This window comes from Microbacterium sp., from assembly GCF_047606685.1.
GTDB lineage: Bacteria > Actinomycetota > Actinomycetes > Actinomycetales > Microbacteriaceae > Microbacterium.
The window spans coordinates 1-20,692 of sequence record NZ_JASGEC010000003.1 but is presented as its reverse complement, the minus strand read 5'-3'; the positions used below and the strand labels follow the sequence as shown (position 1 = coordinate 20,692).

General features: G+C 70.3%; 21 protein-coding genes. 15 read left to right on the top strand and 6 right to left on the bottom strand.

What is annotated here, in order from left to right; translation table 11 throughout:
• The first annotated feature begins 14 nt into the window (after positions 1 to 14).
• From rapZ to QM611_RS00325, 8 genes are all read left to right on the top strand, one after another.
• Entirely contained in the window at positions 15 to 890 is an 876-nt protein-coding gene (gene rapZ, locus QM611_RS00360; RefSeq protein ID WP_415077905.1) for an RNase adapter RapZ, read from the top strand.
• A gap of 38 nt (positions 891 to 928) precedes the next feature.
• The gene (gene whiA, locus QM611_RS00355; RefSeq protein ID WP_415077882.1) at positions 929 to 1,906 is read left to right on the top strand and encodes a DNA-binding protein WhiA; all 978 of its coding nucleotides are present in this window, start codon (positions 929 to 931) and stop codon (positions 1,904 to 1,906) included.
• 72 nt (positions 1,907 to 1,978) lie between these two features.
• Positions 1,979 to 2,605 (top strand): superoxide dismutase, encoded by a 627-nt coding sequence (locus tag QM611_RS00350; RefSeq protein WP_415077881.1) that lies wholly within the window; start codon positions 1,979 to 1,981, stop codon positions 2,603 to 2,605.
• A 92-nt stretch (positions 2,606 to 2,697) separates the two neighbouring features.
• Positions 2,698 to 3,708, top strand: coding sequence for a type I glyceraldehyde-3-phosphate dehydrogenase (gap, locus tag QM611_RS00345; protein WP_415077880.1), 1,011 nt, complete (start codon positions 2,698 to 2,700; stop codon positions 3,706 to 3,708).
• A 9-nt stretch (positions 3,709 to 3,717) separates the two neighbouring features.
• A complete protein-coding gene (locus tag QM611_RS00340) occupies positions 3,718 to 4,944 on the top strand; it encodes a phosphoglycerate kinase (RefSeq protein WP_415077879.1) in 1,227 nt (408 codons plus the stop codon).
• Positions 4,935 to 5,720 carry a triose-phosphate isomerase gene (gene tpiA / locus QM611_RS00335; protein WP_415077878.1) on the top strand — a complete coding sequence of 262 codons (786 nt, stop codon included), beginning with the start codon at positions 4,935 to 4,937 and terminating at the stop codon, positions 5,718 to 5,720. The genes QM611_RS00340 and tpiA overlap by 10 nt, the downstream gene beginning before the upstream one ends.
• A 61-nt stretch (positions 5,721 to 5,781) precedes the next feature.
• Positions 5,782 to 6,030 (top strand): preprotein translocase subunit SecG, encoded by a 249-nt coding sequence (gene secG / locus QM611_RS00330; protein WP_415077904.1) that lies wholly within the window; start codon positions 5,782 to 5,784, stop codon positions 6,028 to 6,030.
• A gap of 1 nt (position 6,031) precedes the next feature.
• Entirely contained in the window at positions 6,032 to 6,388 is a 357-nt protein-coding gene (locus QM611_RS00325; RefSeq protein WP_415077877.1) for an RNA polymerase-binding protein RbpA, read from the top strand.
• A 257-nt stretch (positions 6,389 to 6,645) separates the two neighbouring features.
• Here QM611_RS00325 and pgl read toward each other — a convergent pair whose 3' ends face one another.
• From pgl to tkt, 5 genes are read right to left on the bottom strand one after another with little or no spacing between them, the layout of a single operon-like run.
• Complete coding sequence (pgl, locus tag QM611_RS00320; RefSeq protein ID WP_415077876.1) at positions 6,646 to 7,437, bottom strand: 6-phosphogluconolactonase; 792 nt, start codon at positions 7,435 to 7,437, stop codon at positions 6,646 to 6,648.
• Positions 7,421 to 8,386, bottom strand: a complete 966-nt coding sequence (locus tag QM611_RS00315; protein ID WP_415077875.1) for a glucose-6-phosphate dehydrogenase assembly protein OpcA — start codon at positions 8,384 to 8,386, stop codon at positions 7,421 to 7,423. Before QM611_RS00315 ends, pgl begins: the two co-directional genes overlap by 17 nt.
• On the bottom strand, positions 8,383 to 9,933 hold the full coding sequence (gene zwf, locus QM611_RS00310) for a glucose-6-phosphate dehydrogenase (RefSeq protein ID WP_415077874.1): 1,551 nt from the start codon (positions 9,931 to 9,933) through the stop codon (positions 8,383 to 8,385). Before zwf ends, QM611_RS00315 begins: the two co-directional genes overlap by 4 nt.
• A 31-nt stretch (positions 9,934 to 9,964) precedes the next feature.
• Positions 9,965 to 11,077 carry a transaldolase gene (gene tal / locus QM611_RS00305; RefSeq protein WP_415077873.1) on the bottom strand — a complete coding sequence of 371 codons (1,113 nt, stop codon included), beginning with the start codon at positions 11,075 to 11,077 and terminating at the stop codon, positions 9,965 to 9,967.
• Between the two features lie 15 nt (positions 11,078 to 11,092).
• Positions 11,093 to 13,195 carry a transketolase gene (tkt, locus tag QM611_RS00300; protein ID WP_415077872.1) on the bottom strand — a complete coding sequence of 701 codons (2,103 nt, stop codon included), beginning with the start codon at positions 13,193 to 13,195 and terminating at the stop codon, positions 11,093 to 11,095.
• A gap of 197 nt (positions 13,196 to 13,392) precedes the next feature.
• On the opposite strand from tkt, the gene QM611_RS00295 reads away from it, so the two are divergent.
• Positions 13,393 to 14,325: a heme o synthase gene (locus QM611_RS00295; RefSeq protein ID WP_415077870.1), complete on the top strand. Its 933-nt coding sequence runs from the start codon at positions 13,393 to 13,395 to the stop codon at positions 14,323 to 14,325.
• A 205-nt stretch (positions 14,326 to 14,530) separates the two neighbouring features.
• On the opposite strand, the gene QM611_RS00290 is transcribed toward QM611_RS00295, so the two are convergent.
• Positions 14,531 to 15,472 carry a COX15/CtaA family protein gene (locus tag QM611_RS00290; protein ID WP_415077869.1) on the bottom strand — a complete coding sequence of 314 codons (942 nt, stop codon included), beginning with the start codon at positions 15,470 to 15,472 and terminating at the stop codon, positions 14,531 to 14,533.
• Positions 15,473 to 15,727: 255 nt separating this feature from the next.
• On the opposite strand from QM611_RS00290, the gene sufB reads away from it, so the two are divergent.
• The 6 genes from sufB to QM611_RS00260 form a co-directional block, all read left to right on the top strand.
• Positions 15,728 to 17,146, top strand: coding sequence for a Fe-S cluster assembly protein SufB (sufB, locus tag QM611_RS00285; RefSeq protein WP_415077867.1), 1,419 nt, complete (start codon positions 15,728 to 15,730; stop codon positions 17,144 to 17,146).
• Positions 17,147 to 18,346, top strand: coding sequence for a Fe-S cluster assembly protein SufD (gene sufD / locus QM611_RS00280; RefSeq protein WP_415077866.1), 1,200 nt, complete (start codon positions 17,147 to 17,149; stop codon positions 18,344 to 18,346). It abuts the gene before it with no gap.
• The gene (locus QM611_RS00275) at positions 18,343 to 18,669 is read left to right on the top strand and encodes a non-heme iron oxygenase ferredoxin subunit (protein WP_415077865.1); all 327 of its coding nucleotides are present in this window, start codon (positions 18,343 to 18,345) and stop codon (positions 18,667 to 18,669) included. The genes sufD and QM611_RS00275 overlap by 4 nt, the downstream gene beginning before the upstream one ends.
• Positions 18,670 to 19,440, top strand: a complete 771-nt coding sequence (gene sufC / locus QM611_RS00270) for a Fe-S cluster assembly ATPase SufC (protein WP_415077864.1) — start codon at positions 18,670 to 18,672, stop codon at positions 19,438 to 19,440. It begins immediately after the preceding gene.
• Between the two features lie 9 nt (positions 19,441 to 19,449).
• The gene (locus QM611_RS00265; RefSeq protein ID WP_415077863.1) at positions 19,450 to 19,779 is read left to right on the top strand and encodes a metal-sulfur cluster assembly factor; all 330 of its coding nucleotides are present in this window, start codon (positions 19,450 to 19,452) and stop codon (positions 19,777 to 19,779) included.
• A 59-nt stretch (positions 19,780 to 19,838) separates the two neighbouring features.
• A partial coding sequence (locus tag QM611_RS00260) for a siderophore-interacting protein (RefSeq protein WP_415077862.1) occupies positions 19,839 to 20,692 on the top strand: 854 nt, incomplete at its 3' end.

Below are 20,692 nucleotides of genomic sequence, written 5' to 3'. Positions count from 1 at the left end.
CTTTGGGGGTGGCGATGACGGACGGTACGGATGCCGGCGAGGTCCTGATCGTGACCGGGATGTCGGGAGCCGGCCGGTCCACCGCGGCGGACGCGCTCGAAGACCTCGGCTGGTACGTCGTCGACAATCTGCCGCCGCAGATGCTCAAGCCCCTCCTGGAGCTGGCCGGGGTGGCGTCGGACGCGTTGCCGCGCGTGGCTGCCGTGGTCGATGTGCGCGGCGGCGAGATGTTCGCGAAGCTGCCCGAGATCACGCGCACCCTGCGCGACGGGCGCCCGCTGCGCGTGCTGTTCCTGGACGCGTCCGACGACGTGCTGGTGCGCCGCTTCGAGGCGGTGCGGCGGCCGCACCCGCTGCAGGACGACGGCACGATCCTCGACGGCATCCGGCTCGAGCGCCGCATGCTCGCCGGCGTGCGCGAGAACGCCGACGTGCTCATCGACACGTCGAACCGCAACATCCACCAGCTGGCGACGCAGATCGCCGACCTCTTCTCGGCCGAGGGCCAGGCGCGGCACACCTTGACGGTGCAGAGCTTCGGGTTCAAGTACGGGCTGCCGCCCGACGCCGACCTCGTCGCCGACATGCGCTTCCTGCCCAACCCGTTCTGGCAAGACGACCTGCGCGCCCTCACCGGCGAGGACGCCGCGGTGCGCGACTACGTGCTGGGACAGCCGGGGGCAACGGAGTTCATCGACGCCTACACGGCGGCGCTGCGACCGGTCCTGGAGGGGTACCAGCGCGAGAACAAGCGGCATTCGATGGTCGCGGTCGGCTGCACGGGCGGCAAGCACCGCTCCGTCGTCACGGCCATCGAGCTCGCCGAGCGGCTGCGCGCCGAGACCGGGGTGGCGGTGCGCGTGCGGCACCGCGATCTGGGCCGCGAGTAGGCTGGATCGTCGCCGCAAGACACACCCCGAGGAGAACCGTGCCGCTGACCGCCGATGTGAAGGCCGAGCTGATCGCCGTGCGCGACGCGCGGCCCACCGCGCGTGTGGCCGAGGTCACCACGCTGTTGCGCTTCTCGGGCGGGCTGCACTCCATCGCAGGACGCGTCGCGGTCGAGGCGGAAGTCGACTCGCCGAGCCTCGCGCGTCGCGTCGTGCGCGACCTCGTCGAGATCTACGGCGTGCGCCCCGACGTCAAGGAGGTGCAGGCCTCCGGCGCCCGCAACGGCACGCGGTGGGTCGTGCGCGTCGTTGAGGCAGGCGAGACGCTCGCCCGCCAGACCGGCCTGCTCGACCAGCGCCGGCGACCCGTGCGCGGGCTGCCGAACCGCCTCATCGCCGGATCGAAGGACGACGCGGCGGCGATCTGGCGGGGCGCCTTCCTCGCGGGCGGCACGTTGAGCGAGCCCGGCCGCTCGGCGGCCCTGGAAGTCACGTGCCCGACGCCGGAGGCGGCGATGGCGCTCGTGGGCGCCGCGCACCGCTTCGGGGTAGCGGCGAAGGCGCGCGAAGTGCGCGGCGTGCCGCGCGTGGTCGTGCGCGACGGCGAGGCGATCCGCACCATCCTGGCGACGATCGGCGCGTCGGCGACGGCTGCCGAGTGGGAGGAGATGCGGCAGCGCCGCGAAGTGCGCGCCGGCGTCAACCGCCTCGTGAACTTCGACGACGCGAACCTGCGCCGCTCCGCGCAGGCGGCGGTCGCGGCGTGCGCGCGGGTCGAGCGCGCGCTGGAGATCCTCGGCGCCGACACCCCCGACCACCTGCGCGAGGCGGGCGAGCTGCGGCTGGCCTTCCGCGAGGCGAGCCTCGACGAGCTCGGGCACCACGCCGACCCTCCGCTGACGAAGGACGCGGTCGCCGGCCGCATCCGGCGCCTGCTCGCGATGGCGGACAAGCGCGCCGAGCAGGACGGCATCCCCGACACCGAGGCGAACGTCCCCGCCGGGGCCGAGGGCTGAGTCCGGCTCAGCCTGCCACCGCAGGCGGGGCAACCCCGGTCCACGAGCGCTCCCGCTCAGTAGGATGGACACATGGCCAAGTACACTCTCCCCGACCTGCCCTACGACTACGCCGCCCTCGCGCCGCACATCAGCGCGGCCATCATGGAGCTGCACCACGACAAGCACCACCAGGCGTACGTGACCGGCGCCAACACGGCCCTCGACCAGCTTGCCGAAGCGCGCGACAAGGGCGACTTCGCGAACATCAACAAGCTCGAGAAGGACCTCGCGTTCAACCTCGGCGGCCACACCAACCACTCGATCTTCTGGACCAACATGTCGCCCGACGGCGGCGACAAGCCGACCGGCGACCTCGCGTCCGCCGTCGACGACCACTTCGGCTCGTTCGACAAGTTCCAGGGCCAGTTCACCGCGGCCGCGATGGGCGTGCAGGGCTCGGGCTGGGCGGGGCTGTTCTGGGACTCGATCGGTGAGAACCTCATCATCCAGCAGTTCTTCGACCAGCAGGCGCAGTTCGCGGCGGGGACCGTGCCGCTGCTCCTTCTCGACGTGTGGGAGCACGCGTACTACCTCGACTACAAGAACGTGCGCGCCGACTACGTCAAGGCGTTTTGGAACATCGTGAGCTGGTCGAACGTTCAGGAGCGCTTCACCGGCGCCCGCGAGAAGAGCGCGGGCCTGCTGGTACTGTCTTAGCGTGCGACGCCCCGTGAGGCGCGCCAACATCCGTCACCCCAGACCCCGTCAAAACTCGCGCTCGCGCGCATGACACCCCCAGGAGATAGTCCGTGACTGTCAAGATCGGAATCAACGGCTTCGGCCGTATCGGACGCAACTACCTTCGCGCGTCGCTCGCGCAGGGCGCCGACATCGACATCGTGGCGGTGAACGACCTCACCGACAACAAGACGCTCGCGCACTTGCTGACCTACGACTCGGTCGGCGGCGTCCTGGACGCCGACGTGTCGTACGACGCAGACTCGATCACCGTGAACGGCAAGAAGATCAAGGTCTTCGAGGAGCGCGACCCCGCGAACCTGCCGTGGGGCGAGTTGGGCGTCGAGATCGTGATCGAGTCCACCGGCCGCTTCACCAAGGCCGAGGACGCGCGCAAGCACGTGGCCGCCGGCGCCAAGAAGGTGCTCGTGTCGGCGCCGGCCTCCGGCGACGATGCGACCATCGTGATGGGCGTCAACGAGGAGGTCTACGACGCCGCGAACGACGTCATCATCTCCAACGCGTCGTGCACGACGAACTGCCTCGCGCCGCTGGCCAAGGTGTTCAACGACGCGTTCGGCATCGAGCGCGGGTTCATGATGACCGCCCACGCCTACACGGCCGACCAGAACCTGCAAGACGGACCGCACAGCGACCTGCGCCGCGCGCGCGGCGCCGCCTTGAACATCGTTCCCGCCTCGACTGGCGCCGCAAAGGCGATCGGCCTTGTGCTGCCCGAGCTCAACGGCAAGCTGAGCGGCTCGTCGTACCGTGTGCCGATCCCCACCGGCTCGATCGTCGACCTGACGATCATCACGCCGTCCGAGGGGCTCACCGCCGAACAGATCAACGCCGCGTACAAGGCGGCCGCTGCCGAAGGCCGGCTCAGCGGCATCCTCCAGTACACGGACGCCCCGATCGTCTCGAGCGACATCGTGCAGAACCCGCACTCGTCGATCTTCGACGCCGAGCTGACCAACGTCAGCGGCAACCTCGTGAAGGTGTCGGCGTGGTACGACAACGAGTGGGGCTACTCGAATCGGCTCGTGGACCTCACCGAGTACGTGGGCGCGCGCCTGTAGGCCGACGACATGCCGCTACGCACCCTCGACTCGCTTCAGGATGCGGTGGGCTCGCTCGCGGGCAAGCGCGTCATCGTCCGTGTCGACTTCAACGTCCCCCTCAAGGACGGAGTCATCACGGACGACGGCCGCGTGCGCGCGGCGCTGCCGACCCTGAACCAGCTCATCAACCAAGGCGCGCGCGTCATCGCGTGCTCGCACCTGGGCCGCCCGGGCGGCGCCCCCGACCCGAAGTACAGCCTCGCCCCGGTGGCGCAACGGCTCTCCGAGCTCCTCGGCAAGCCCGTCGCGTTTGCCCTCGACACCGTGGGGGAGTCCGCCCACGAGGCGGCCGCCGGCCTCGGAGACGGCGACATCGCCGTGCTCGAGAATCTGCGGTTCGACCCGGACGAGACGGCGAAGGACGACGCCGCCCGCCGCGGCTTCGCCGCGCGCCTGGCCGAGCTCGCGGACGCGATGGTCTCCGACGGGTTCGGCGTCGTGCACCGCAAGCAGGCGTCGGTCTACGACCTCGCGCAGCTGTTGCCGTCGGCGGCCGGGCAGCTCATCGAGAAGGAGGTCGACGTCCTCGACCGCCTCACCGAGAACCCCGAGCGCCCGTACACGGTCGTGCTCGGTGGCTCGAAGGTCAGCGACAAGCTTGGTGTCATCTCACATCTGCTGCCGCGTGTCGACCGCCTGTGCATCGGTGGCGGGATGATGTTCACCTTCCTCAAGGCGCAGGGCCACGGGGTCGGCAAGAGCCTCCTCGAGGAGGACCAGCTCGACACCGTGCGCGGCTACATCGCCGAGGCCGCCGAGCGGGGCGTCGAGCTCGTGCTGCCGGTGGACGCCGTCATGGCGTCGGCGTTCTCGGCCGACGCAGACCACGTCATCGCCGCCGCGAGCGGCCTGGAGGACACGCCGTTCGGCGCGGACGGGCTCGGCCTGGACATCGGCCCGGAGACCGCCCGGCTGTTCGCGGACGCGATCGGCGGGTCGCGGACGGTGTTCTGGAACGGGCCGATGGGCGTGTTCGAGCTCGCGCCGTTCGCGGCGGGCACGAAAGCGGTCGCCGGCGCGCTCACCGAGGTCGACGGCCTCAGCGTCGTCGGTGGCGGCGACTCCGCGGCCGCCGTGCGGCAGCTCGGGTTCCGCGACGCCCAGTTCGGTCACATCTCGACCGGCGGCGGCGCGAGCCTGGAATTTTTGGAAGGCAAGAAGCTCCCCGGACTGGAGGTCCTTGGATGGCAGTGAGAACCCCGTTCCTCGCAGGCAACTGGAAGATGAACCTCGACCACCTGCAGGCGGTCGCGTTCGTGCAGAAGCTGAACTGGTCGCTGAAGGACGCGAGTCACGAGAACGGGACGGTCGAGGTGGGCATCTTCCCGCCGTTCACCGACCTGCGCAGCGTGCAGACGCTCATCGACGCAGACCGGATCGCGTTCTCGTTGGGGGCGCAGGATGTTTCGGTGCACGACCGCGGCGCGTACACCGGCGAAGTGTCGGGGGAGTTCCTCGCCAAGCTGCGCGTGACGTACGTCATCGTGGGGCACTCCGAGCGCCGCGAGTACCACCACGAGTCGGACGACATCGTCGCCGAGAAGGTGCGGGCGGCGCTGCGGCACGGGCTGGTCCCGGTGGTGTGCGTCGGCGAGACGGCGGAGGACCTAGAGGAGTTCGGCGCCAGTGCGGTCCCCGTCGCCCAGCTCGAGAAGGCGCTCGCCGGCGTGCCGGCGGACGCCGACATCGTGGTCGCCTACGAGCCTGTGTGGGCGATCGGCTCCGGTCAGGCGGCGACGCCCGACCAGGCGCAGGAGGTGTGCGCGAAGCTGCGCGAGGTGGTCGCCGCCACGATGGGCGAGGACGCCGCGGCGCGCACCCGCATCCTCTACGGCGGATCGGTCAAGTCGGGGAACATCGCCAGCTACATGCGCGAGCCCGACGTCGACGGCGCCCTCGTGGGCGGCGCGAGCATCGTCGTGGACGAGTTCTCGGCGATCATCCGGTACCAGAAGCACGTCGGAGTCTGACCCGTCGGTATAATCGACACTCGTGCGACCCGTCCGGGCCGCCGTGAAGGGCTTGTTCACCGTGCCGATCCTCGAGTTCATCCTGCAGGTGCTGCTGGGGCTCACCAGCCTCCTGCTGACGCTGCTGATCCTCCTCCACAAGGGGCGGGGCGGCGGACTGTCCGATATGTTCGGCGGCGGAATGACATCCTCGCTCGGCTCGTCCGGGCTCGCCGAGCGCAACCTCAACCGCTTCACGATCGTTCTCGCGCTCGTCTGGTTCGTGTCGATTGTGGCGCTGGGCCTGATCACAAAGTTCAACGGAGTCTGACATGGCCACCGGCGGCAACGCGATTCGAGGCACCCGCGTGGGCGCCGGCCCGATGGGCGAGCAGGACCACGGCTTCCACGCGGAACGCGTCGCTGTCACCTACTGGGACGCCTTGGGCAACGAAACCGTGCGCTTCTTCGCCGCGAACGTGCCCGACGAGGAGATTCCCGAGGTCATCGACCATCCGCACTCCGGGCTGCCGGCGGGGCGCGACAAAGACAATCCGCCCGCCGTGGCCAAGACCGAGCCCTACAAGACGCACCTCGCGTATGTGAAAGAGCGCCGCACCGAGCAAGAGGCCGAAACCCTTCTCGAAGACGCGCTCCAGCAGCTGCGCGACCGCCGCGGCGAGCTCTGACCGACTGCGGGCATCCGCGATCCCGTCGCGCCCCCGGCGCGTAGCGGCGCTCGGGGTCCCACTCCCCGTGCGGGACTCGCTCCGCGCGTCGAGACCCGCTTTGCGCGTCGAGACCCGCTTTGCGCGTCGAGACCCGCTTCGGAGTGCGGGGTCTCGGTGCGCGAAGCGGGTTTCGGCGCGCGTGGTGGGTGTTGCATGGCAACAAACTGAGCGGGATCGGTGGCCTCTCAGGCTGCGCGCGCCGATCGGAGCCCGCGCTATGCGGCGTCGGGGTCGATGAGCTCCGGCGGAACGTGCGCCGCCGCGGCGGTGTCGACGAAGAGCACCGTGCGCTTGCGGCCCTTCGCTCCCGCGGCCGGCACGCTCGCGTAGCTCGCGCCGGTCAGGGTGAGGCCGAGAGCGGATGCCTTGTCGGCGCCGGCGAGCGCCATCCACACCCGCTCGGACGAGTTGATGACCGGGCGGGTCACCGTGACACGCTCGGGCGGCGGCTTGGGCGAGTCGCGCACCGCAGCGGTCGAGGAGTCGGCGATGCGGATCTCGTCACGGTCGGGGAACAGCGACGCGATGTGGGCGTCGGGGCCGACGCCCAGCAGGCACACGCGAAACGACGGCCACGGCTGGCGCGGGGTGCCGAACCGGGCGAGCTCGGCGGCGTACGCGGCCGCCGCGGCATCCAGGTCCATTCCGTCGTCGGTGGAGGCCATCTCGTGGATGTTGTCCGCGGGCACCTCGATGTGGTCGAGCAGCGCCTCCCGCGCCTGCAGCGCGTTGCGGTCGCCGTCGGCGCGCGGCACGAACCGCTCGTCGCTCCACCAGAAGTGCACGCGCGACCAGTTGATGAGCCCTTGCCGCGGGTCGGCGCCCACAGCGCGCAGCACGGACCCGCCCATCGAGCCGCCCGTCAGCGACAGGTGCACCGGGCGCTTCTTGCGTGTCCAGCGGACCAGCTTCCCGGTCAGCCGGTCCGCGACGACCGCGGCGACATCGGCCGGGTCTTCGCGCACGACCACGCGCCGCTCGGTGATCCACTCAGTCGGTGTCGTCATCTCTCTCCCGCGTCGCTGCCGGCGTGCCCAGGAGCTCCCACCCCTGGGTGATGACTCGACCATACAGGAGGTCGGGGTCGAGGCTGCGAAGCTCCTCAGCGAGGCATTCGCGGAGTGTGCGACGGGGGAAGGACAGCTCGTGCGACGGCTGGCCCGGCTGGCTCAGCGTCGCCACGTCGGCGGCGGGGCGCTCCAGGAGGATGTCGCCGCTGGCGCGGGTCAGCCGCACCGACTTGATCCCGTTGGACCACTCCTCGGGATCGAGGTACTCGTAGCGCACCGGGGCGTCGAGCTTCAGGCGCAGCCACGCCGCCAGCAGTCCGGTCGAGGGCGACGCGGCAGCGCCCTTCACCACCACCGAGGTCACCGGCTCGTACGGCGGCTGGTCGAGCACGGCGGCCAGCTGCTCGCGCCAGCGGGTGATGCGCGTCCACGCGAAGTCGGTGTCGCCGGGCTGGTGCACACGGCCCAACTCGTGCGCCCATGACGCGGGGTCGTCGTGCCGCGAGGCGTCCGAGATCCGGCGCTGGGCGATGCGTCCGATCGCAGAGTCGGCGAGCACCGGCGGGGTGTCGGCGGGCCACCACGCCACGACCGGCGCGTCGGGCAACAAGAGGCCCGTGATCAAGCTCTCCGCGTTGCTGGCGGCGTCGCCGAGCGCGTGCAGCACCACGACCTCGCTGGCGCCCGCGTTGCCGCCGACGCGGATCTCGGCGTCCAGGCGTGCCGGCCCGTCGACGTCGGGGTCGAGGGTGAGCACGATCACCCGCATCGGGTGCTCGCGGGATGCGTCGTTGGCGGCGTCGATCGCGTCTTCCGGGGTGCCGCTGGTCGACGAGATCACCAGGGTCAGCACGCGGCCGAGCGCGACCGCGCCGCCCTCCTCGCGGGTCTGCACGAGCGCCTTCGCGATGGCGCTCACGGTCGTGTCGGGCAGGGGGATGATCACGGGCGCCTCCAGACGCGGCCGTCGCGCGCGAGCAACGCGTCCGCGGAATCAGGACCCCACGAGCCGGGGCTGTACTGCTCCACCGGGCCGCCCTGGCTGGCCCAGAAGCGCTCGATCGGGTCGAGGATCCGCCACGACAGCTCGACCTCCTCGTGGCGGGGGAACAGCGGGGGGTCGCCGAGCAGCACGTCGAGGATCAGCCGCTCATAGGCCTCCGGGCTCGCCTCTGTGAACGCGTGGCCGTAGCCGAAGTCCATCGTGACGTCGCGCACGTACGTGCCCGACCCCGGCACCTTCGAGCCGAAGCGGATCGTGACGCCCTCGTCGGGCTGCACGCGGATCACGAGCGCATTCTGCCCCAGCTCGCTCGTCTCGGAGCGGCTGAACAGGTGCTCGGGCGCCTGCTTGAACACCACCGCGATCTCGGTGACGCGCCGGCCCAGCCGCTTCCCGGTGCGCAGGTAGAAGGGCACGTCCGCCCAGCGCCGCGTGGCGATCTCGAGTTTGACGGCCGCGTACGTCTCGGTCGTCGAGTCCGGCGCCATCCCGTCCTCTTCGAGGAAGCCGAGCACCTTCTCGCCGCCCTGCCACCCGCCGGCGTACTGGCCGCGGGCGGTCGCCGCGGCGAGGTCGCGCGGCAGGCGCACGGCGGCGAGCACCTTCTCCTTCTCGGCGCGGAGGTCTTTCGCGTCGAGCGAGATGGGCTCCTCCATCGCGGTGAGGGCGAGCAGCTGCAGCAGGTGGTTCTGGATGACATCGCGCGCCGCGCCGATGCCGTCGTAATAGCCCGCGCGCCCGCCGACCCCGATGTCCTCGGCCATCGTGATCTGCACGTGGTCGACGTAGTTGCGGTTCCAGATCGGCTCGTACAGCTCGTTGGCGAAGCGCAGCGCCAGGATGTTCTGCACGGTCTCTTTGCCGAGATAGTGGTCGATGCGGAAGATCGAGTCGGCCGGGAACGCCGAGCGCAGAGCGTCGTTGAGAGCCCGCGCCGACTCGAGGTCGTGGCCGAACGGCTTCTCAATCACGACGCGCCGCCACCGCTCAGACTGGTCGGCGGTGTCGTCCACAAGCCCCGACGCCTTCAGCTGCGTCGCCACCAGCGGAAAGTCCTTCGGCGGGATCGACAGGTAAAACGCGTGGTTGCCCATCGTGCCCCGCTCCACGTCGAGCCGTTCGACGGTCTCGCGGAGGCGCCGAAAGGCGTCGGCGTCGTCGAACTGGCCGGAGACGAAGCGGATGCCTTGCAGCAACTGCTTCCACGTCTCTTCGCGGTACTCGGTGCGGGCGTGGCGCTTGACGGCGTCGTGCACGATCTCGGCGAAGTCCTGGTCGTCCCAGTCGCGCCGAGCGAACCCGACGAGGGCGAAGCCGGGCGGCAGCAGCCCTCGGTTGGCGAGGTCGTACACCGCCGGCATCAGCTTCTTGCGCGCCAAGTCGCCGGTGACCCCGAAGATCACGAGCGCGCTCGGTCCGGCGATGCGCTGCAGCCGGCGGTCGACGGGGTCGCGCAACGGGTTGTGCCCGCGCGAGATCTCCACGGTCATGGGCGAAGGCTCCTCGGTGCGGCAGCGATCGTCATCGCGTGGCGGACAGCGCCTCGGCAACCGTCTTCTGCAGATCGTGCCACGAGGCGATGAACTTGTCGACGCCCTCGTCCTCGAGCACCTGTGTCGCCGCGGCGAAGTCGACGCCCACGGCGGCGAGCTTGTCGAAGACCTCGTGCGCGTCGGCGTACGCGCCGGTCACCGTGTCGCCGGAGACGACGGCGTGGTCGAACGTCGCCTCGAGCGTCTTCTCGGGCATCGTGTTGACGGTGCCGGGGGCGACGAGCTCGGTGACGTACAGCGTGTCCGGCAGCGCGGGGTCTTTGACGCCCGTCGACGCCCACAACGGGCGCTGGGTGGTCGCGCCGGCATCCGTCAACGCCTTCGCCCGGTCGTCGGCGAACTTCTGCTCGAACAGCTCGTAGGCCAGGCGCGCGTTCGCCACTCCCGCCAGCGACTTCAGCTCGTCGGCCGCGGCGGAGCCGATCGCGGAGAGCCGCTTGTCGACCTCGGTGTCCACGCGCGACACGAAGAACGAGGCCACGGAGTGGATCTGCGACACGTCGTGGCCGTTCGCCTTGGCCTGCTCGATGCCGGCCAGGTACGCGTCGATGACCTCGGCGTAGCGCTCGAGGCTGAAGATGAGCGTGACGTTCACCGAGATGCCCTCGGCGAGCGTGGCCGTGATCGCGGGCAGGCCGGCCTTGGTGGCGGGGATCTTGATGAGCGTGTTCGGCCGGTCGACCTTCGCCCACAGCTGCTTGGCCTGCTCGATCGTCGCGTCGGTGTCGTGCGCGAGGTCGGGGGAGACCTCGATCGACACGCGCCCGTCGATGCCGCCGGTCGCGTCGTAGACGGGGCGGAAGATGTCGGCCGCGTCGCGCACGTCGTCGGTCGTGATCTCGAAGATCGCCTCGTCTGCCGACGCGCCCGCGGCCGCGAGCTCGGCGATGCGGGCGTCGTACGAGTTGTCGTCCGGGTTGCCGATCGCGCCCTGGAAGATCGTTGGGTTCGTCGTGACCCCGACGACGTTGCGCGTCGCGATCAGGTCGGCGAGGTTGCCGCTGGCGATGCGCTTGCGCGACAGGTCGTCGAGCCAGATGCTCACGCCCTGTGCGGTCAGCTGCTCGGTGGGGGTGCTCATGCGTTCTCCTCAGTGTTAGTGGGCGGCGACGGCGGCGATCGTCTCGCGCGCGGCTTCGACCACGTGCTCCACCGTCATGCCGAAGTTCTTGAACAGGGTCTTCCAGTCGGCCGAAGCGCCGAAATGCTCGATCGAGACGCTCCGGCCCCGGTCGCCGACGATCGCGTGCCACGACAGGGCCAGGCCCGCCTCGACCGACACGCGCGCGGCGACCGACGCCGGCAGCACGCTCTCGCGGTAGGCGGCATCCTGCTCGGCGAACCACTCCAGGCTCGGGGCGGACACGACGCGCGCGTTCACTCCGTCCGCCTTCAGCGCCTCGCGCGCGCCGAGGGCGAGCTGCACCTCGGAGCCCGTGGCGACGATGATCACGTCAGGTGTGCCGCCCGGCGCCTCGGCGAGGACGTACGCGCCCTTCGCGGTGTTGGCGGCGGATGCCAGCACGTCGCCGTGCGCTTCGCCGTCGCCGCGCTCGAACACCGGGATGTTCTGGCGGGTCAGCGCGATGCCGGCGGGGCCGCCATGGCGGCGCAGGATCTCCAGCCACGCGTGCGCCGTCTCGTTCGCGTCGCCCGGGCGCACCACCGTGAAGTTCGGGATGGCGCGCAGCGTCGCGAGCTGCTCGATCGGCTGGTGCGTCGGCCCGTCCTCGCCGAGGGCGACGGAGTCGTGCGTCCACACGAACGTCGACGGGATGTCCATCAGCGCCGCCAGCCGCACCGGCGGGCGCATGTAGTCGCTGAAGATGAGGAAGGTGCCGCCGTACGCGCGGGTCGGGCCGTGCAGCGTGATGCCGTTGACGATGGCGCCCATCGCGTGCTCGCGGATGCCGAAGTGCAGCACGCGGCCGTACTCGTCGCCCGTCCACTCGTGCGTCGACCACTCGGGCGGCAGGAACGAGGCCGCGCCCTTGATCGTGGTGAGGTTCGACTCGGCGAGGTCGGCGGAGCCGCCCCACAGCTCGGGCAGGACCGCGCCGAGCGCGCCGAGCACCTGGCCCGACGCCGCGCGAGTCGAGACCTCTTTGCCAGGCTCGAAGACCGGCAGCGCGTCGGCGACGCCCTCGGGCAGCTCGCGCGCGAGCAGGCGGTCGAGCAGCGCCTTGCGCTCGGGGTGGGCGGCGGCCCACGCGTCGAACCGTTCGGTCCACGCGGACTCCTCCGCCGCGCCGCGCTCGAGCAGCCCGCGCGTGCGCGCGATGACGTCGTCGGCGACCACGAACGACTGCTCGGGGTCGAAGCCGAGCACCTTCTTGGTGGCGACGAGCTCGTCGGCGCCGAGCGCGGAGCCGTGGATCTTGCCGGTGTTCTGCTTGCCGGGCGACGGCCAGCCGATGATCGTCTTCAGGATGATCAGCGACGGGCGGTCGGTCTCGCCCTGGGCGGCCTCGATCGCGGCGTGGAGCTCGGCGACATCCTCGACGTACTCGCCGGTCTTCTTCCAGTCGACCGTCTGCACGTGCCAGCCGTACGCCGCGTAGCGCTGGGCGACGTTCTCGGTGAACGCGACGTTCGTGTCGTCCTCGATCGAGATCTGGTTGGAGTCGTAGATGGCGATGAGGTTGCCGAGCTGCTGGTGGCCCGCGAGGCTCGACGCCTCGCTGGTGACGCCCTCCTGCAGGTCGCCGTCGCCGGCGACGACGTAGACGAAGTGGTCGAACGGGCTCTCGCCCGCCGCCGCGTCAGGGTCGAACAGGCCGCGCTCGTAGCGCGCGGCGTACGCGAAGCCCACCGCCGACGCCAGCCCCTGTCCGAGGGGCCCTGTCGTGATCTCGACGCCCTTGGTGTGCCCGTACTCGGGGTGGCCCGGGGTGAGCGAGCCCCACGTGCGCAGCGACTCGAGGTCGGACAGCTCGAGCCCGAAGCCGCCGAAGTACAGCTGGATGTACTGCGTGAGCGAGGAGTGGCCGGCAGACAGGATGAAGCGGTCGCGCCCCAGCCAGTCGGGATTGGCCGGGTTGTGCCGCATCACCCGCTGGTACAGCAGGTAGGCGGCCGGGGCCAGGCTCATCGCGGTGCCGGGGTGGCCGTTGCCCACCTTCTCCACGGCGTCCGCCGCGAGCACTCGGGCCGTGTCCACGGCGCGCTTGTCAATCTCATCCCATTGCAGCTCCGACACCGGGACCGCCTTTCCTGGACGTGTGGGGCGCCCCATCCGAATCGGCGGCGTGTACCGTCAGACGGATGCGACGATGGAGCCGGCGCGAGGGCGCGCGTGTCTGTTCAGCATAGCGAAGCGGCAGTGCCGGAGAGCGCGGATGACATAGACTCTGCGTGACAGATTCGAGACGGTTTCGTGCCGCGGCGAGGGGGCGGATGGACATTTCCACGACTCGTGCCTCCGCGTCCGGCGCTCCGGCGGCGCCGAGTTCGGTCGGCCGCACGATCCGCGCCTACATCGCGCTCACCAAGCCGCGCGTGCTCGAGCTGCTGCTCGTGACGACGGTGCCGGTCATGATCCTGGCCCAGGGCGGGCTGCCGAGCCTGTGGCTCGTGCTGGCCACCGTCATCGGCGGGTCGATGAGCGCCGGATCGGCCGCCGCGTTCAACATGTACCTCGACCGCGACATCGACGCGCACATGCACCGCACCGAGCACCGGCCGCTCGTCACCGGCGAGGTGTCGCCGCGCGGCGCCGTCGTGTTCGCATGGACGCTCGCCGTGGCATCCACGGGCTGGCTGCTGGCGACCACCAACTGGCTCGCCGCGGCCCTGTCGGCGTTCGCGATCTTCTTCTACGTGGTCGTCTACACGATCCTGCTCAAGCGCCGCACCGAGCAGAACATCGTGTGGGGCGGCATTGCGGGCTGCTTCCCCGTGCTCATCGGCTGGTCGGCGGTGACGGGCTCGCTCGCGTGGCCGCCCGTCATCCTGTTCCTGCTCGTGTTCCTGTGGACGCCGCCGCACTACTGGCCGCTGTCGATGAAGTACAAGGCCGACTACGACGAGGCCGACGTGCCGATGCTCGGCGCCACGCGCGACGGGTCGCAGGTCGGGCTGCAGGTGATTCTGTACGCGTGGGCGACGATCGCGTGCTCGCTGCTGCTGATCCCGGTGGCGAGCATGGGCCTGGTCTACACGGTGTCGTCGCTCGTGTTCGGCGGCTGGTTCCTGTACGAGTCGCACCGGCTGTACAACCGGTCGGTGCGTGGCGGCGAGGCGCGGCCGATGCGTGTGTTCCACGCCTCGATCACCTACCTGACGCTGCTGTTCGTGGCGATCGCGGTCGACCCGCTGCTGCCCTTCTAGCCCCTGCCCCAGCAGGCCCGCGCGATGGGCCGCGCCGGCTCGCGCGCGCCGAAGGTGGCGCGTGTGGTCGGGTTGGGCCTTGGGATGCGGCGCGAAGCGCCACTTTGGTGGGGTCGGGGGTGTCGCACGCGCTGGAGGTGGCGCGCGTGGTCGGGTTGGGCCTTGGGATGCGGCGCCATGCGCCACCTTCGTGCGGGCTGTGGCGTCAGGGCTGCTTCATGCGCATCGTCGCGACCGTGTAGGCGGCGGCCGACAGCGCGGCGAGCACCATGTGGATGCCGACGAGCATCTCCGGCAGCCCCTCGCGGGCCTGCCACACCCCGACCCCGATCTGCACGGCGACGACGGCGAGCGCGGCGGTGAGCCAGCGCCGCGGACGCAGCCGCAGCGCCCACGCCGCGACGGTGGCAGCGCCCAGCAGCGCGACGAGCGCGTAGCCGGGCCACGAGTGGACGTGGGCGAGCACGGACGCGTCGAACCCGTCGCGCACGACCGCCGCGTCGCCGGAGTGCGGCCCCGAGCTTGTGGTCAGCACGCCGAAGGCGATCGTGACCGCCAGCGCGAGCCCGGTCACGTGGCCGAGGATCGCGAACCACCTCGGCACGACCGAGACGCGCGCCAAGGGCTGCGCGTAAGCGCGCACGAGGAACACGGCGCACGTGCACACCAGCAGCAGCGACACGACATAGTGGAAGCCCACGATGAACGGGTTGAGGCCGGTGAGCACGGTGACGCCGCCGACGACCGCCTGGGCAACGACGCCAACCGGCACGACCAGCGCGAGGGCGAACAGGTCGCGGCGCTCGCGGCGAATGCGCCACACGAGCACGAGCACGATGAGCGCCACGATGCCGACCACACCGGACATCGTGCGATTGCCGAACTCGATGAACCCGTGCAGCCCCATCTCGGGTGTGGGCACGAGCGACTCCGGCGTGCACGTCGGCCACGTCGGACAGCCGAGCCCAGAGCCGGTCAGGCGCACCGCGCCGCCGGTGGCGATGATCGTCGTCTCGACGATCAGCGACAGCCAGCCGAAGAACCGCACGCGCCCGTCGACCCGGTCGGGCAGGGCATTCCGCAGCCGCGCGCCGAATCCGCCCTGCGCGCGCGAGGCCCGCGCGGTCGTGGTCTGGTCTGCGGACATGGATGCGCCTCCTGCAGCCGGCCTCGGCGGCCGGGCTCCGCGCGCCGCGGGGCGGTCCGGTGTCGGGGCTGAGCCTGTAGACTCGGTGGGTCGGGATGCCGCGCCCGGCGCGGCTCGTCTCTGACAGTCTAGGCGCCGGCGACACACCCGAAGAGCGGGCCCAGAGAGCAGTGTCCCACCCCCGGAACTCCACGGGGGAGCGGGGAATGCTGGAGCGGATGACACCGTTGCGGCTCAGAGGAGGAATGGATCGTCATGTCGGATGTGCTCATCGACCGACCCGAGCTCGAAGGGCTGGGGGTGTACGAGTTCGGCTGGCACGATCCGGATGCCGCCGGCGCCAGCGCGAAGCGTGGGCTCAGCGATGCCGTGGTGCGCGACATCTCGGCGCTCAAGGCCGAGCCGGAGTGGATGCTGAAGACCCGGCTCAAAGGGCTGCAGCTGTTCGAGCGCAAGCCGATGCCGACGTGGGGCGCCGACCTCAGCGAGATCGACTTCGACAACATCAAGTACTTCGTCCGCTCCACGGAGAAGCAGGCGGGCTCGTGGGAAGACCTCCCGGAAGACATCCGCAACACGTATGAGCGGCTCGGCATCCCCGAGGCCGAGCGCCAGCGGCTGGTGGCCGGCGTCGCCGCGCAGTACGAGTCCGAGGTCGTCTACCACCAGATCAACGAGCAGCTCGAGGCGCAAGGCGTCATCTTCATGGACACCGACACCGCGCTGCGCGAGCACCCGGAGTTCTTCGAGGAGTACTTCGGCACCGTCATCCCCGCTGGCGACAACAAGTTCGCCGCGCTCAACACGGCGGTGTGGTCGGGCGGCTCCTTCGTCTACGTGCCCAAGGGTGTGCACGTCGAGATCCCGCTGCAGGCCTACTTCCGCATTAACACCGAGAACATGGGCCAGTTCGAGCGGACGCTGATCATCGCCGACGAGGACTCGTACGTGCACTACATCGAGGGCTGCACGGCCCCGATCTACAAGTCCGACTCGCTGCACTCGGCCGTTGTCGAGATCATCGTGAAAAAGGGCGCGCGCGTGCGCTACACGACCATCCAGAACTGGTCGAACAACGTGTACAACCTCGTCACCAAGCGGGCCGTGGCCCACGAGGGCGCGACGATGGAGTGGGTCGACGGCAATATCGGCTCGAAGGTGACGATGAAGTACCCGTCGATCTTCCTGATGGGCGAGCACGCCAAGGGCGAGACCCTGTCGGTCGCCTTCGCTGGACCCGGCCAGCACCAGGATGCCGGAGCCAAGATGATCCACATGGCGCCGCACACGCAGTCGTCGATCATCTCCAAATCGATCGCCCGCGGCGGCGGCCGCGCCGGATACCGCGGCGAGGTGCGCGTCGACGCGAACGCCCACCACTCCGCCAACACGGTGCGCTGCGACGCGCTGCTGGTCGACACGCAGTCGCGCTCCGACACGTACCCGGCCATCGACATCCGCGTCGACGATGTGCAGCTCGGCCACGAGGCGACGGTCTCGAAGGTGAGCGAGGAGCAGCTGTTCTACCTGCAGAGCAGGGGGCTGCCGGAGGACGAGGCGATGGCGATGATCGTGCGCGGCTTCATCGAGCCGATCGCGCGCGAGCTGCCGATGGAGTACGCCCTCGAGCTGAACAAGCTCATCGAGATGGGCATGGAAGGATCGGTCGGCTAGATGGCGGCCACTCAGCAGGCGCCCTACGTGGTGCCCGGTTCCCGAGCGCACTCGGACGGCGCGTTCGTTCCCGTGCAGACCCGTTCAGAGCGCCCGACGTCGTACGACCCGGCGGACTTCGACGCGCCGAGCGGCCGCGAGGTCAACTGGAAGCACACCCCGATCGCGCGCCTGGCCGCCCTGTGGACCGCGCACGACGACACGCGCGGCGTGGGCGTGAGCATCGAGGGCGCCGACAGCATCGCGGTGGGCGGCCTCGGCGTCGGCGACTGGCCGCGTGGCGACGTCTTCACCCCGGAGGACCTGCCCGCCGCGCTGGCGTGGACGCGCACGCAGACGGCCCTGCACCTACGCGTGCCGCAGGACGCCGCCGTCGACGAGCCGGTCGTCGTGACGCTCACCGGCGCGGGCGCGGAGCGCGTCGCCTACCAGCACATCGTCGTCGAGGCGATGCCGCACTCGAAGGCGACCGTGATCCTCGCGCACGAGCTCAGCGCGCAGTACGCGCAGAACGTCGAGGTCGTCGTGCGCGACGGCGCCGCCCTCACTGTCGTGACGGTGCAGCAGTGGGAGGACGACGCGGTGCACGCGGCGTCCCACCAGGCCCGCGTCGACCGCGACGGCTACTTGCGGCACATCGTCGTGAGCTTCGGCGGCGGCGTCGTGCGCGTCAACCCGAGCATCGAGCTCGCCGGTCCCGGATCGTCCGCCGAAGTGTACGGACTGGCCTACGCGGACGCCGGTCAGCACCTGGAGAGCCAGGTGTACGTGCACCACAAGGGCCCGCACACGCGCGGCGACGTGCTGTACAAGGGCGCCCTCCAGGGCGAGGGGGCGCGCACGGTGTGGATCGGCGACGTGCTGATCGGACCGGATGCTGTGGGCACCGACTCGTACGAGGCCAACCGCAATCTCGTGCTCACCGAGGGAGCGCGCGCCGACTCGGTGCCGAACCTCGAGATCGAGACCGGCGACATCGTCGGCGCGGGGCACGCCAGCGCCACCGGCCGCTTCGACGACGAGCAGCTGTTCTACCTGCAGGCTCGCGGCATCCCCGAGGACGAGGCGCGCCGGCTGGTCGTGCTCGGCTTCCTCAGCGAGATCGTGCAGAAGATCGGCGTGCCAGCCCTGGAGCAGGAGCTCATCGCCGAGATCGAGACCGAGCTCGCCACGACGGGGGAGCGGGGGACGACGGCATGACCATGCAGCGCATCTGCGCCCTGAGCGAGCTCGAGCAGGACGAGGCCCGACGCTTCGAGGTGGACGGCGTGCCGATGGCGGTCGTGCTCGACTCCGCCGGCGATGTGCACGCCATCGGCGACACCTGCACGCACGGCGAGATCTCGCTGGCCGAGGGCTTCGTCGACGGCGACACGCTGGAGTGCTGGGCCCACGGTTCGGCGTTCTCGCTGCGCACCGGCCGCCCGCTCAACCTCCCCGCCTACGAGCCCGTCCCCGTCTACACCGTCGAGATCGACGGCGACGATGTGCTCGTCGACCCCGAAGCCACGAAGGAAGTCTGAATGTCCGTCCTCGAGATCCGAGACCTGCACGTCACCGTGGAGACGGAGGAAGGCACGACGCCCATCCTCAACGGCCTCACGCTGACCATCCGCACCGGTGAGACGCACGCCATCATGGGCCCGAACGGCTCGGGCAAGTCGACGCTTGCCTACACGATCGCCGGCCACCCCAAGTACACCGTCACCAGCGGCGCGATCGCGCTCGACGGCGAGGACGTGCTGGCGATGTCGGTCGACGAGCGCGCCCGCGCGGGAGTCTTCCTCGCCATGCAGTACCCGGTCGAGATCCCGGGCGTCACCGTCACGAACTTCCTGCGCACCGCCAAGACCGCGCTCGACGGCGAGGCGCCCGCCATCCGGTCCTGGACCAAAGACGTCAAGGCGGCGATGAAGAACCTGCGCATGGACGCGAAGTTCGCGCAGCGCAACGTGAACGAGGGCTTCTCGGGAGGCGAGAAGAAGCGCCACGAGATCCTGCAGCTCGAGGTGTTGAAGCCGAAGATCGCGGTGCTCGACGAGACCGACTCCGGCCTCGACGTCGACGCCCTGAAGGTCGTCTCCGAGGGCGTCAACCGCGCCAAGGCGGAGACGAACCTCGGCGTGCTGCTCATCACGCACTACACGCGGATCCTCCGCTACATTCGTCCCGAGTTCGTGCACGTGATGGTCAACGGCCGGATCGTCGAGGAGGGCGGGCCCGAGCTTGCCGACCGGCTCGAGGAGGAGGGGTACGACCGCTACCTCGAGCCCGCGGGCGACGCCGGAGCGTAGGATCGGGATATGACCGCGACGCTGAGCCCGGAGAAGTTCGACGAGGTCACCGAGGCGCTGAAAGACGTCATGGACCCCGAGCTGGGGATCAACGTCGTCGACCTGGGGCTCATCTACGACCTCGGGTGGGATGACGACAACGACGCGCTCGTCATCCACATGACCCTCACCTCTGCGGGGTGCCCGCTCACGGACGTGCTCGAGGAGCAGACCGGCCAGGCCCTCGACGAGGTCGTCGACCGGTTCCGCATCAACTGGGTGTGGATGCCGCCGTGGGGCCCCGAGCGCATCACCGACGACGGGCGCGACATGATGCGCGCGCTCGGCTTCGCCATCTGACTCCGCATTTCCGAGGTGAGGCTAGCCTTAATACTCGTGCGCGCGGAACGGGTCGGATGATGGCCAAGCGAGGCTTCACCGGAGCGATGATGCGCGGCTACGGCGCGCGCGACCACGAGGCGACGGTCATCGGAACCGAGCTGCTTGCTCCCCGGTTCCTGCGCGTGCGCCTGCACTCGTCCACGCTGCTGCAGGATCCCAACGCGACCGTCGCGCCGACCGCGTACGTGCGGTTCTGGTTCCCCGACATCGAGGGAAAGGACTTCGAGCACCAGCGCGGCTACACGCTGTCCGAGGCCGATGTGGAAACCGGCGACTTCGCCGTCGACTTCGTGCTGCACGAGCCGGCGGGCCCGGCGTCCGCGTGGGCGCAGCGCGCCGAGCCGGGCACGAGCGTGCAGGTCACCTCGCTCGGCTCGACCCGGTTCGACCTCCCCGACGAGCTGCCGTCGGGCTACCTGCTGATCGGTGACTCTGCCTCGATCCCCGCGATCAATGCGATCCTGGACGAGCTGCCCGCGGAGATCCCGGTCGAGCTGTACCTCGAGGAGCACCACGAGGCCGACCGCCTGATTCCGCTCGTCGCGCACCCGCGCGCGAGCGTGCACTGGGTTCCGCGGCGCGGCGAGGCCTCGCTCGCGGCGGCGATCGAGGCGCGCGACTGGTCGGACTGGTACGCGTGGACGGCGCCCGAGTCAGGCTCGCTCAAGCACCTCCGCGTGCGGCTGCGCGACGAGTTCGGCTTCCCCAAGTCGGAGGTGCACGCACAGGCGTACTGGTACTACGGGCGCCCGTTCGGCGCCAACCGGTCCAAGGCCGCTCCCGAGCCGGCGGACGCGGCGCCGAGCCCCGACCCCGCGCAGGCCGCGGGCGACGCGGGGGAGGGGGGCCACGCGACGGTGCCGGCCTCGCG